General features: G+C 66.2%; 12 protein-coding genes. 4 read left to right on the forward strand and 8 right to left on the reverse strand.

Annotated features, from left to right (window positions below):
• Nucleotides 1-14: 14 nt before the first annotated feature.
• The 3 genes from AC3WUF_RS07450 to mtnA form a co-directional block, all read right to left on the reverse strand.
• A complete protein-coding gene (locus tag AC3WUF_RS07450) occupies nt 15-641 on the reverse strand; it encodes a SixA phosphatase family protein (protein WP_492424054.1) in 627 nt (208 codons plus the stop codon).
• Entirely contained in the window at nt 638-3,376 is a 2,739-nt protein-coding gene (gene gyrA, locus AC3WUF_RS07455; protein WP_492424056.1) for a DNA gyrase subunit A, read from the reverse strand. The genes AC3WUF_RS07450 and gyrA overlap by 4 nt, the downstream gene beginning before the upstream one ends.
• A gap of 176 nt (nt 3,377-3,552) precedes the next feature.
• Complete coding sequence (mtnA, locus tag AC3WUF_RS07460) at nt 3,553-4,554, reverse strand: S-methyl-5-thioribose-1-phosphate isomerase (RefSeq protein WP_492424058.1); 1,002 nt, start codon at nt 4,552-4,554, stop codon at nt 3,553-3,555.
• 64 nt (nt 4,555-4,618) lie between these two features.
• Here mtnA and AC3WUF_RS07465 point away from each other — a divergent pair, with 64 nt between their 5' ends.
• The 4 genes from AC3WUF_RS07465 to AC3WUF_RS07480 are packed head-to-tail and all read left to right on the forward strand — an operon-like array spanning nt 4,619 to nt 8,115.
• Nucleotides 4,619-5,932: a TRZ/ATZ family hydrolase gene (locus AC3WUF_RS07465; RefSeq protein ID WP_492424060.1), complete on the forward strand. Its 1,314-nt coding sequence runs from the start codon at nt 4,619-4,621 to the stop codon at nt 5,930-5,932.
• Between the two features lie 14 nt (nt 5,933-5,946).
• A complete protein-coding gene (ubiG, locus tag AC3WUF_RS07470) occupies nt 5,947-6,672 on the forward strand; it encodes a bifunctional 2-polyprenyl-6-hydroxyphenol methylase/3-demethylubiquinol 3-O-methyltransferase UbiG (protein WP_492424062.1) in 726 nt (241 codons plus the stop codon).
• A complete protein-coding gene (locus AC3WUF_RS07475) occupies nt 6,669-7,331 on the forward strand; it encodes an HAD family hydrolase (protein WP_492424064.1) in 663 nt (220 codons plus the stop codon). Before ubiG ends, AC3WUF_RS07475 begins: the two co-directional genes overlap by 4 nt.
• Nucleotides 7,332-7,368: 37 nt before the next feature.
• Entirely contained in the window at nt 7,369-8,115 is a 747-nt protein-coding gene (locus tag AC3WUF_RS07480) for an SDR family NAD(P)-dependent oxidoreductase (protein ID WP_492424066.1), read from the forward strand.
• Here the strand turns inward: AC3WUF_RS07480 and AC3WUF_RS07485 are convergent.
• The 5 genes from AC3WUF_RS07485 to AC3WUF_RS07505 are packed head-to-tail and all read right to left on the reverse strand — an operon-like array spanning nt 8,096 to nt 12,820.
• Nucleotides 8,096-9,463 (reverse strand): pseudouridine synthase, encoded by a 1,368-nt coding sequence (locus AC3WUF_RS07485; RefSeq protein ID WP_492424068.1) that lies wholly within the window; start codon nt 9,461-9,463, stop codon nt 8,096-8,098. The genes AC3WUF_RS07480 and AC3WUF_RS07485 overlap by 20 nt on opposite strands.
• Nucleotides 9,464-9,500: 37 nt before the next feature.
• Nucleotides 9,501-10,271 (reverse strand): SMC-Scp complex subunit ScpB, encoded by a 771-nt coding sequence (scpB, locus tag AC3WUF_RS07490; RefSeq protein ID WP_492424070.1) that lies wholly within the window; start codon nt 10,269-10,271, stop codon nt 9,501-9,503.
• On the reverse strand, nt 10,264-11,124 hold the full coding sequence (locus AC3WUF_RS07495) for a segregation and condensation protein A (RefSeq protein ID WP_492424072.1): 861 nt from the start codon (nt 11,122-11,124) through the stop codon (nt 10,264-10,266). Before AC3WUF_RS07495 ends, scpB begins: the two co-directional genes overlap by 8 nt.
• 2 nt (nt 11,125-11,126) lie before the next feature.
• Nucleotides 11,127-12,131: a tryptophan--tRNA ligase gene (gene trpS, locus AC3WUF_RS07500; RefSeq protein WP_492424074.1), complete on the reverse strand. Its 1,005-nt coding sequence runs from the start codon at nt 12,129-12,131 to the stop codon at nt 11,127-11,129.
• Nucleotides 12,132-12,142: 11 nt separating this feature from the next.
• Nucleotides 12,143-12,820 (reverse strand): site-2 protease family protein, encoded by a 678-nt coding sequence (locus AC3WUF_RS07505; RefSeq protein ID WP_492424076.1) that lies wholly within the window; start codon nt 12,818-12,820, stop codon nt 12,143-12,145.
• Nucleotides 12,821-12,874: the final 54 nt, after the last annotated feature.

Below are 12,874 nucleotides of genomic sequence, written 5' to 3' on the forward strand. Positions count from 1 at the left end.
AGTAATGCAGGGCGTTACTTTACAGCCGCCTCACAGGCCGAGATAGCCCCGTATCGACCCCGAATCAAGCCCGGAACGCCGGCTGCGCCGCGCAGATCGAGCAGCCACAGCGCATCGAATTCGCATTCGGCGAGATTGTCGAGTTCGGCGCCGCCCAAGGCTTTGACGAGCGCCGGCAAGGTGTTGCTGTGGCCGACGACGAGCACCGCACCCTGCCCCGACAGCTCATGGATACGCTGGGAAACATCGGCGATATGGGCCGGCAGGCCGGACACGGTCTTCGCCACGATGGGGGTCAGCTGATGCAGCTGCGCGGTCGGCTCCGCCGTCTGCGCCGTCCGGCGGGTATCGGAAACGACGATGCCGGCGAGCGAGAATCCAGCGAGTGCGTCGCGCAGTGCGATGGCGCGCGCCGCTCCGTCGGCACTCAAGGCGGGATCTTCGGCCTGCGCAGCTTTCTCGGCGTGACGGACGAGAATGACGAGGCCGCTGCCGGCGGCTGCAACCGGCGCGGCAGGCTGAACATCCGCCGCGGCGGAGGCCCGCTGGGCCAGCACGACAGCCAACAGGCCGAGCAGCGCGGCCCGGCAGAAACCGGGGCTTACGCGCCCCGCAAATGCAGCGGGGCGCGCGAGGCTCATTCGGTCGGCGCCTCGTCGGCGCCGGCGTCCGCGGCGGGCGCATCCAGGGCAGAACCCGGGAGCGCGTCGAGGTCGGCGTTCTCTGCATCTTCCCCGTCGATGCGGTCGACACCGACGAGCTTGTCGCCATCGTCCGGCCGCATCAGACGCACGCCCTGGGTGTTGCGGCCCATGCTGCGCACGTCGCTGGTCTTGAAGCGGATCAGGATGCCCGCCTCGGAGATCAGCATGACCTCGTCGTTGCTGGTCACCGCGACCGCGCCGATCAGGCGACCGGTCTTCTCGCTCAGCGACTGGGCGATGACGCCCTGGCCGCCACGACCGCGACGCGGGAACTGCTCGACCGGCGTGCGCTTGCCGTAACCCAGCTCGGAAACCGTCAGGATGTCGCCACCGTCGGCGACGATGAGCGCGATGACCTGCGCCCCATCGGAATTGCTCTCGACGGTTTCGTCGTCGACCGCATCGGCTGTCGCGCCGTCTTCGGTCTCGTCTTCGCTGCCGGCGAAGGTCTTGATCAGACGCATGCCGCGCACGCCCGTGGCGCCGCGACCCATGCTGCGCACATCGGATTCACGGAAGCGGATCGCGCGGCCGGAGTCCGAGATCATGATGATCTCATGGCTGCCGCCGGTCAGCGCGACACCGACCAGTTCGTCGTCGACGCGCAGGTCGACCGCGATGATGCCGTTGGCACGCACGTTCTGGAACGAGATCAGCTCGGTCTTCTTGACCGTGCCGCGGCGCGTCGCCATGAACACGAAGGCCTTGTCGTCCGGCGTCGTCGCGCCTGGCGCGGCCTGATCGAAGGACTTGATCGGCAGCACCGCATTAATCTTCTCGTTCTGCTCCAGCGGCAGCAGATTGTTGAACGGCTTGCCGCGCGAACCACGCGAGCCGGACGGCAGCTCGAACACGCGCAGCTTGTAGCACTTGCCGAGGCTGGAGAAGCACAGCAGCGTGTCGTGCGAATGCGCGACCCACAGGCGATCGACGAAGTCGGCTTCCTTGGTCGTCTGCGCAACGCGGCCGCGGCCGCCGCGCTTCTGCGCCTGGTACTCGTCGAGCGCAACCGCCTTGACGTAGCCCTCGTGCGACAGCGTCACGACCATGTCCTGCGGCGCGATCAGGTCTTCGTGGGCGATGTTCAACGCCGCGTTGGTGATCTCCGAGCGGCGCTCGTCGCCGTAGGCTTCCTTGATCTCGAGCAGCTCGCCGCGGATCACCGACAACAGGCGCGCTTCCGAGCCGAGGATGTCGAGGTAGTCGAGGATCGCTTCGAGCAGCTGCTTGAACTCCTCGTGGATCTTGTCCTGCTCAAGACCGGTCAGGCGATGCAGACGCAGGTCGAGAATCGCCTGGGCCTGGGCCTCGGACAGACGGTAGCTGCCGTCGACGATGCCGTACTCGAGGCTGAGGTCGTCAGGCCGCGACGCGCCGCTGCCCGAGCGTTCGAGCATCGCCAGCACCGGACCCGGATCCCAGTGGCGCGCGATCAACGCGGCCTTGGCCTCAGCCGGGTTGGCGCTGTTCTTGATCAGCGCGATGACTTCGTCGATGTTGGCGATCGCGACCGACAGGCCTTCCAAAACATGGGCACGCTCGCGCGCCTTGCGCAGCAGGTAGCGTGTACGACGGGTGACGACTTCGCGGCGATGGCGGACGAAGATGTCCAGCATCTGCTTGAGCGACATCAGCTTCGGCTGGCCGCCGTCGAGCGCGACCATGTTCAGGCTGAACACGATCTGCAGCTGGGTCTGCTGGTACAGGTTGTTGAGCACGACGTCGGCGTTCTCGCCGCGGCGCAGCTCGATGACCATGCGCGTGCCGTCCTTGTCGGACTCGTCGCGCAGCTCGGTGATACCTTCGATCTTCTTGTCCTTGACCAGCTCGGCGATCTTCTCGAGCAAACGCGCCTTGTTGACCTGGTACGGCAGCTCGGTGACGACGATCGCCTGCTTGTCGCTGCTGCCCTTGGGGCCAATGTCCTCGAAGTGCGTGCGCGAGCGGATCACGACACGGCCACGGCCGGTCGCATAGGCCTCGGCGAGGCCGTGGACGTCGAGCAGCAGACCGGCGGTCGGGAAATCCGGCGCCGGGATATGCCGCATCAGCTCGGCAATGGAAATGTCCGGCTGGTCGATCAACGCGATGCAGCCGTCGATGACCTCGGACAGATTGTGCGGCGGGATGTTGGTCGCCATGCCGACCGCGATGCCCGAGCTGCCGTTGACGAGCAGCTGCGGCACCCGCGTCGGCATCACCGTGGGTTCTTCTTCGGAGCCGTCGTAGTTCGGCTGGAAGTCGACGGTTTCCTTGTCGAGATCGGCAATCAGCTCATGCGCGAGGCGCGACATGCGCACCTCGGTGTAACGCATCGCGGCCGGCGAATCGCCATCGACCGAACCGAAGTTGCCCTGACCGTCGACGAGCAGATAGCGCATCGAGAACGGCTGCGCCATGCGCACCATCGTGTCGTACACCGCGGTGTCGCCATGCGGGTGGTACTTACCGATGACGTCGCCGACGATACGCGCCGATTTCTTGTATGGCTTGTTGTAATCGTTGCCGAGCTCCTTCATCGCGTACAGCACGCGGCGGTGCACCGGCTTGAGGCCGTCGCGGGCGTCCGGCAGGGCGCGACCGACGATGACGCTCATGGCGTAATCCAGATAGCTGCGGCGCATCTCGTCCTCGAGATTGACGCTCAGCACTTCCTTGGCAAACTCACTCATGTAGGGCACCTGCAACCGGCCGAAGCGCGGCTGCTTTTTTATTCAGGATTTCAGCTACTTGCCTAGGGGGCGCGAAGCCCTCTTTTAGTCAACAAATTTTAACACGCCAAGCGTATTGGCGCAGGCTTTTTTAGCGTCGTTTACCCTGAATTCGGCGGTGCCGGAAATGCCCCCGCTCAGGCCAGCAATTTGGCGATTTTTTCAGCAGTCGGCTGCAGGATCGTGCCGCGCTCGCAGACCAGCGCGTCGATCAGTTCGGCCGGTGTCACGTCGAAGACCGGATTGAAGGCGTCATAGCCCTGCGGCGAGATCGCCTGGCCGCGGAATTCGGTCAGTTCAGTGGCGGTGCGCTCCTCGATCGGGATCGCTGCGCCGTCCGGGCAACGCAGGTCGAAGGTGCCGCTCGGCGCCACGACCATGAACTTGACCCCGTGGCGCTTGGCGGCGACCGCCAGCGCATAGGTGCCGATCTTGTTCGCGGTGTCGCCGTTGGCGGCGATGCGGTCCGCGCCGACGATGACCCAGTCGATCTTCTCGCGCGTCATCAGATGCGCCGCCGCGCCATCGGCAATCAGCTTGGCGGGGATGCCTTCCTGCTGCAGTTCCCAGGCCGTCAGTCGCGCACCCTGCAGCCACGGTCGGGTCTCGGTGTTGTAGACGCGTGCCACCTTGCCCATCGCATGCGCGCTGCGGATCACCCCCAGCGCCGTCCCGTGGCCGCCGGTCGCCAGCGCACCGGTATTGCAGTGGGTCATCAGCTGCGCGTTGTGCCCGATCAGCGCCGCGCCGAGCTCGCCCATCTTGAGGTTCTGCGCGAGGTCTTCCTCGTGGATCGCAATCGCCTCGCGCTCCAGGGCATTCACGTCCGGGCCGGTCATCCACAGCGCCCGCATGCGTTCCAAGGCCCAGCGCAGGTTCACCGCCGTCGGCCGCGACGACGCCAGCACGTCGAAAGCCTGGTCGAATCCCGCCGGATTGCTGCGTACGGCAAGCACCAGGCCATAAGCCGCCGCGATGCCGATGGCCGGTGCACCGCGCACCGCCATCGCGTGGATGCCCTCGGCGACGTCTTCCGCTGTGCGGCAGTCCAGGTAGCTGACTTCGCGCGGCAGCACCCGCTGATCGAGCATCTGCAGATGCGTGGAGTGCCAGATCAGCGGCTGGACAGCAGAAGTCATCGCAGAAGTCATCAGGACGCTCGGATAGAATGTGCAGCCATTTTACCGGGCCGCGAACTTCCCCATGATGACTGTCGACCTGCTCGTCGCACCGCGCTGGCTGGTTCCCATCGAGCCGACCGCTGTCGCGTTGACCGCGCACGCGCTGGTCGTCGACGGCGGCCGGATCAGGGACGTGCTGCCGCTGGCGGAGGCCGAACAGAAGTACGCGCCGCGCGAACGCCTCGACCTCGACCGGCACGCCGTGATGCCGGGCCTGGTCAACACGCACACGCATGCGGCGATGAGCCTGCTGCGCGGCATTGCCGACGATCTGCCATTGATGGACTGGCTGCAGAACCACATCTGGCCGGCCGAGGGCGCCCATGTCGGCCGCCGTTACTGCGAAGACGGCGCGCGTCTCGCCTTTGCCGAAATGATTCGCGGCGGCACGACCTGCGTCAACGACATGTACTTCTTCCCGGACGCGACGGCGACCGTGGCCGGGGAAGTCGGCCTGCGCGTGACGATCGGCCTGATCGTGCTCGACTTCCCGACCGCCTGGGCGGCGAACGCCGACGAGTACATCCACAAGGGCCTGGAACTCAACGACGCGCTCAAGCACAACTCGCTGCTGCGCACGATCTTCGCGCCGCATGCGCCCTACACCGTCTCCGACGCGCCGCTGACGAAAATCCGCCAGTACGCCAACGAGCTTGGCATCGGCATCCACATGCATGTGCACGAGACGGCCGGCGAAGTCGCGATGGCGGTCGAGGCCACCGGCAAGCGGCCGCTGCAGCGCCTGCATGAACTCGACCTTCTGGGGCCGGACTTCGTCGCCGTGCACATGACGCAGCTGACCGACGAGGAAATCGCGCTCGTCGCACAGACCGGCGTGCACATCGCGCACTGCCCGGAATCCAATCTCAAGCTCGCCAGCGGCTTCGCGCCGATCGGCAAGCTGCTCGCGGCCGGTGTCAATGTCGGCCTTGGCACTGATGGCGCTGCAAGCAACAACGACCTCGACCTGCTCGGCGAAATGCGCACTGCCGCACTGCTCGCCAAGGCGGTCGCCGGCGACGCCAAGACGCTCAATGCCGCGCAGGCGCTGCAGATGGCGACGCTGGGCGGCGCCCGTGCGCTCGGCCTCGATGGCGAGATCGGCTCGCTGCGCAGCGGCAAGTCGGCCGACTTCATCGCGATCGATCTCAGCGCCGCGGCGACGCAGCCGGTCCACAACGTCCTGTCTCAGCTCGCCTATGCGGCCGGCCGCGATCAGGTCACCGACGTCTTCGTCGCCGGCCGCGCGCTGATGCGCTCGCGCCGGCTGCTGACGATCGACGAACCCGAAACCCTCGCGCAGGCCGATGCCTGGCGGCAGAAGATGCAGTCCTGAAGATCCCAGAAACCGTGACCACTACCAGCTCCAACGTCGACCCGCGCGAGATCGCCAACTTCGATCGCCTCGCCACGCAATGGTGGGATCCGCGCGGCGAGATGCGCGCGCTGCATGCGATCAATGCACCACGCGTGCGCTACATCGCCGATTGCCTCGGCGGCGCGAGCCGCCTCAAGGGCATCAAGGCGCTTGACGTCGGTTGCGGCGGCGGCCTGCTGACCGAAGCGCTGGCCAGTGCCGGTGCCGATGCGCTCGGCATCGATCTGGCCGCCGATGCGCTGGCGGTCGCCGAAGGCCATGCGCAGAAGACCGGCAACGCGGCGCGTTACCGGCAGATTGCCGCCGAAGCGCTCGCCGAAGCACAGCCGCAGAGCTTCGATCTGGTCTGCTGCATGGAAATGCTCGAGCACGTGCCGGAGCCGGCCGCGATCGTCGCCGCCTGCGCGCAGCTGCTCAAGCCGGGCGGCACGCTGGTGCTGTCGACGATCAATCGCAACCCCAAATCCTTCGCGCTGATGATCGTCGGCGCCGAGTACGTGATGAACCTCGTGCCGCGCGGCACGCATACCTACGAGAAGTTCATCAAGCCGTCGGAGCTGGATGCCTGGTCGCGCGCCGCGGGCCTCGATGTCGTCGGCCTGCGTGGTCTGCAATACAACCCGCTGCTGCAATCGGCCTCGCTGAGCGCCGATGTCGACATCAACTACCTGATGCATTGCACGCGGCCGGCACGATGAGCCCGCTCGCCAACGCCAGCGTCGTGCTATTCGATCTCGACGGCACGCTGATCGACACCGCGCCCGACCTCGGCGCCGCCGCGAACTACGTGCGCCAGCAGGCCGGCCTGCCGCCGCTGCCGCTGATCGACTACCGGCCGATGGCGTCCGCCGGCGCGCGCGGACTGATCGGTCATGCGCTCGGCCTAACGCCGGACCACGCCGATTTTCCCGAGCAGCGTGATCGCTTCCTGAGCTACTACCGCGAAAACATCGCGAGCGGATCAAGACTGTTCGACGGCGTCGGCGAGCTGCTCGACGCCTTGCGCGCGCAGGGCAAGCGCTGGGGTGTGGTCACCAACAAGCCGTCGTGGCTGACCGTACCCTTGCTCGCCGAGTTCGCCGAAATGAGCGACAGCGCCTGCACTGTCAGCGCCGATCAGGTCGCGAAGCCCAAGCCGGCACCGGACAGTCTGTTTCACGCTTGCACGCAGATCGGCGCGGCGCCGGCGGATTGCCTCTATGTCGGCGACGATCTGCGTGACATCGAAGCCGGCAGCGCCGCCGGCATGCGCACTGTCGCCGCCGCCTGGGGCTACATCGGCGCCACGCCGCTCGCGCAGTGGAAAGCCGACATCGTCGTACAGACCCCGATGGAACTCGCGCAACTCTGGCGCTGAGTCTCTAGCAACAATTGATCGATCCTCGCCGACCCGCATGTCCGATTTTCCGAACACCCTCGACACCCTGCCGACCGACCTGCTGCGTGGCCGGCGCATCCTGATCACCGGCGCCGGCGATGGCCTTGGCGCCGCCGCGGCAAAAGCCTGCGCCGCGCATGGCGCGACCGTCGTGCTGCTCGGCAAGACCGTCAAGAAACTCGAAACCGTCTACGACGCCATCGATGCGACCGGCGGACCAACGCCCGCGATCTATCCGCTGCATCTGGCCGGCGCGAGCTGGAAGGACTACGCCGATCTCGCCGATGTCATCGCCCGCGAGTTCGGCGGCCTCGACGGCATCCTTCACTGCGCCGCACAGTTCGGCGGCTACATGCCGATGGACACGCTGGAGGTGAAGGACTGGGTCGAGACGCTGCAGGTCAATCTGACCGCGCCGTTCGCGCTGACCCGCACGCTGCTGCCGCTGCTGGAACAGGCCGCCGATGCTTCAGTGGTATTCGTGTCGGATCGCCACGGTCGCGAGGCGCATGCCTACGATCACGTCTACGGCATCAGCAAGGCAGCTGTCGAGCAGATGATGCGCATCTGGTCGGCCGAGCTGAAGTCGCGGCCGAACCTGCGCATGAACAGCTTCGATCCGGGACCGATGCGCACCGGCCTGCGCCTCAAGGGTTATCCGGGTGCCAAGATCGAAGAATCGCCGCCACCGGAAACCGTCACGCCAAAGCTGCTGTGGCTGCTCGGCCCCGGCAGCGCCGGCATCAACGGCCGCGCGCTTTAGGCGGACGCGAACCGCTGCGACCCTGCCCGCCGCCCGATCCGGCACGCGGTGCGGAGGAAGCTGGCCGCGCACGCGGCTGGCCGCCGCGGTCATCGCCACCGAAGCGACTCGAGCGCTGGCGGTCGGCAGGACGATCCACCGATGAGCTGAAGCGCACATCCGGCTTGTTCATCGCGCGCTGCTCGTTGCGGTGCAGCTTGGAGTCGGCGGAGAACTCCTTGCCGCCACGCGCTTCGTTCTTGTCGCCACGTCGCGAAGTGCGCGCCGCGGCGGCCGGCTTGCTCGGCCGCTCTTCGCCAAAACGCGCACCGCCCCGCTTGCTGGTCGGGCGCACCGCGGTGCCGCTATAGCGTGCGGGTTTCTCGGGTTTGGGCTTGGCGGCACGCCGCGGTTCGCCGCTCTCGCCAGCGGTCTTCGACGCACGCGCCGGAGCCACGCCTTGCGGACGTGCCGCCTTGCGGAAATCGTCGCCGAAGGACTTGCCGCGCTTGCGCGGCGCCTCGTCGTCATCGTCGTCGCTGAAGCGCTCGCGGCGCTTGGCTTCGATGGCGCGCGATGTCGTGTCGCTGGCCTTGCGCTTCGGCCCCTTGGGTTTCGCCTTGGCCTCGGCCATGCCGACCGCCATCAGCACGGCCTCGAGTTCTTCCGGCGTCGCGTCGCGATGGCCGCTGGAACGGATGCCGCGGCCGAGCACGATCGGCCCGTAGCTGACGCGGATCAGGCGGCTGACTTCCAGACCCTGCGATTCGATCAGGCGCCGTACTTCGCGGTTGCGGCCTTCGCGCAGACGCACTTCGAACCACTGGTTGGACGCTTCACCATCCTCGTTGGCGCCGGGACGCATGGACTCGAAGCGCGCCGGGCCGTCCTCCAGTTCCACCCCCTTGACGAGGCGCTGGATCATCTCCGGCTCGATCGTGCCGTGAATGCGCACCGCGTACTCGCGCGGAATCTCGAAACTCGGATGGGTCAGGCGTCGCGCCAGTTCGCCGTTGTTGGTCAGCAGCAGCAGGCCCGAGGTATTGATGTCGAGGCGACCGACCGCGATCCAGCGTCCGCTGCTCAGTTTCGGCAGCTTGCGGAACACCGTGCGCCGGCCTTCGGGGTCGTCGCGCGTCACCAGTTCGCCGACGCGCTTCTTGTAGATCAGCAGCCGCGTCGGCTCCGCCTTGCGCGACAGATAGACCGGCTTGTTATCGACGTGAATCTTGTCGTGCGCCTCGATCATCTGACCGAGCGTCGCCGGCTGCCCATTGACGGTGATGCTGCCCTCGCCGATCAGGCGCTCGATTTCGCGGCGCGACGCGACGCCGGCCGTGGCCAATGCTTTCTGGATGCGTTCGCCCACGGCGGTTCTTGGCTCTGGTTGGTGTCAGTGCAGCTGCTTAGTGCAGCGTCGGTTCGGACGGCTTTGCATCGTCTTCGGCAGCGGATTCCGGTGCAGCTTCGGCGTCGCCGTCAGGCGAAGCAGGGGCTTCATCCTCGGCGTCATCGTCGGCCGCTTCACCGACATGCGACACCTCATGCAGCTTCTCGCCCAGGCGCTCCAGCGCCGCTTCGAGGAGTTGCGGATCCTTGATTTCCGGCAGGCTCGGCAGCTGGTCCAGCGAACTGAGGCCGAGATCGTCGAGCAGCTGATGCGTGGTGCCGAACAGCGACGGCCGGCCCGGCACTTCCTTGACGCCGACTTCGCGGATCCAGCCACGCTCAAGCAGCGTGCGGATGATGTTCGGCGACAACGCAACACCGCGGACTTCTTCGATCTCGCCGCGCGTCATCGGCTGGCGATAGCAGATCAGCGCCAGCGTTTCGAGCAGCGCGCGCGACAGACGCGGCGGCTTTTCCTGCCACAGCTTGCTGACCCATTCGGCGTAATCGCTGCGCACCTGGATGCGATAACCGCTGGCCACCTCGCGCACTTCGGCGGCACGGCCTTCCAGCGACGCATGCAGGCGCTCAAGCCCTTCGCGCAGATCCTTCTTGCTGACGCCGAGCTCGTTGCCGAGCATGCGCTGCAGATGATCCAGCGACAGCGGCTGGTCGGAAGCGAGCAGCAGCGCTTCGAGCACACGCTCCAGCAGGCCGCTGCGTTCTTCACCGAGCTGGCTGTCGGCCACCTCGGGTTCCGGGATCAGGCTCTGGGTTTCGTCATTCATCGTCTTGCTCCACGGCAGGCGGCGCAGCGCGCGCCGGTGCCAGAAATATCGGTGCTAGCGGGGCTTCCTGGCGGACGTCGAGCATGAAGGACTTGGCCAGCTCGAGTACGGCGAGGAAGCAGACAACCACGCCGGCGCGGCCCTCGGCGGGGTCGAGCAGATCGGAGAAGCGCGCCGGCGCCTTGCTGATCCGCGACAGGATGTGCGACATGCGTTCGCGCACCGACAGCGGCTCGCGCGAAACCTCGTGATGACGGAACAGCGCCGAGCGCTGCATGGCGTCCTGGAAAGCCAGCACCAGTTCGCGCAGCGACGGCATCGGCACCTGCGCGATCGTCGGGATCACTTCCGGGCGTGCCTGGGCGATGAACACGTCGCGACCGACGCGCGGCATCTTCTCGATGGCTTCGCCCGCGGTCTTGAAGCGCTCGTACTCCTGCAGGCGGCGCACCAGTTCCATGCGCGGATCGCCTTGTTCCACCGCCTCGTCCGGCGGCGGACGCGGCAGCAGGATGCTCGACTTGATCTCGGCCAGCAGCGCCGCCATCACCAGATACTCGGCGGCGAGTTCGAGCTTCAGCTCGCGCATCAGCTCGATGTATTGAATGTACTGCTGGGTGATCTTCAGAACCGGGATATCGAGGATGTTGAGGTTCTGCCGGCGGATCAGATACAGCAACAGATCGAGCGGGCCCTCGAAAGCCTCGAGAAAGACCTCCAACGCATCCGGCGGGATGTACAGATCCTCCGGCAGCTTCTCCATCGTCTGCCCGTGCAGCTTGGGCGCGCGCAGCGCCGCCTCCGAGGGGACGGCGGGCGCTTCGACGGACGTGCTGTCTGTGGTCTCGTTCACGCTTATTCCTGGATGAAACCAAGCACGTCGTGCACGCGCTTGAGCGTCGCATCGGCACGCGTGCTAGCCGCTTCGGCACCGGCGCGCAACACGCGCTGCAGACCCGCGGTGTCATTGCGCACTTCGCGATAGCGCGCCTGCATCGGCTCCAGCGTGGCCAGTACCGCATCGGCCACGGCCTGCTTGAACTTGCCGTAGCCCTGGCCGTTGTACTGCTCGGCGAGGTTCTGCACGGATTCGCCGGTCGTCGCCGACAGGATCGAAAGCAGGTTCGATACACCGGGCTTCTCGGCGATGTCGAAGCGGACTTCGTTGCCCAGATCGGTCACCGCGCGCTTGATCTTGCGGACGATGACATCGGGCTCGTCGAGCAGATACAGGGCGTTGGTCGCCGCGTCGTCCGACTTCGACATTTTCTTGGTCGGTTCCTGCAAGCCCATGATGCGCGCGCCGACCGGCGGAATCATCGGCTCCGGCACCTTGAAGACATCGCCATAGAGATTGTTGAAGCGGATCGCGATATCGCGCGTCAGCTCCAGATGCTGCTTCTGGTCGTCGCCAACCGGCACCTGCGCGGCCTGGTACAGCAGGATATCGGCCGCCATCAGCACCGGGTAGCCGAACAGGCCGGCGTTGATGTTGTCGGCATTCTTGGCCGACTTGTCCTTGAACTGCGTCATCCGCGACAGCTCACCCATCTGCGTATAGCAGTTGAGGATCCACGACAGGCGCGCGTGAGCCGGCACATGCGACTGCACGAACAACACGTTCTTCGCCGGATCGAGACCGCAGGCGATGTACAGCGCGAGAAATTCGTAGCAACGCTCGCGCAGCACCGCCGGATCCTGGCGCACGGTGATGGCGTGCAGGTCGACCAGCATGTAGTAGCAGTCGTACTGCTCGTGCAGCGGCAGCCAATTCTTGATCGCGCCGAGGTAGTTGCCCAGGGTCAGGCGCCCGGAAGGCTGGATACCGGAGAGGACGACGGATTTGCTGTTGGCGCTCACGAGACGATCGATCAGTTGAAGACAGCGGAAGCGGTAGGAAGATTCAGCACGCGAAACACGGCGTACTCGACGTAAGCCAGCGGCCAGTGAAGGATCTGCCCCAGCACGCCGGTGAACATCAGGGCGAGCAGGATAACCAGACCATAGCGCTCGAAGCGATCGAGCTGCCGCGCCATGGACTCCGGCACCAGGCCGGTCAATACACGGCCGCCGTCCAGCGGCGGCAACGGCAGCAGATTGAGCACCATCAGCAGCAGATTGATCACGATGCCGGCGACGGCCATCGCCCGCAGGCCGAGCCAGACTCCTTCAGCCGGACCGCTGGCCACTGCGAACTTCAGCAGCAGACCCCACAGCAGCGCCATCAGCAGATTCGACAGCGGACCGGCCACCGCAACCAGCGCCATGTCACGGCGCGGACGGTGCAGGTTGCGCATGTTGACCGGCACCGGCTTGGCCCAGCCGAACAGGAAACCGCCGATCGCCAGCAGCACCGCCGGCACGATGATCGTGCCGACCAGATCGATGTGCCGCAGGGGATTCAGGCTGAGCCGGCCCAGCTTGGACGCCGTGTCATCGCCCAGCGCGCGCGCCGCGTAGCCATGGCTGGCTTCGTGAACGGTGATCGCCAGCAATACCGGCAGGGCCCAGACGGCAATCTTCTGGACCAGGGTCATTTCGATAGGCATGGCCCATTATACCGGGCCGGACCTCGCTACAGGCCCGTCGGGGGCGTCCGGAGC

It is taken from the genome of Fontimonas sp. FW305-C-3, from assembly GCF_058783185.1.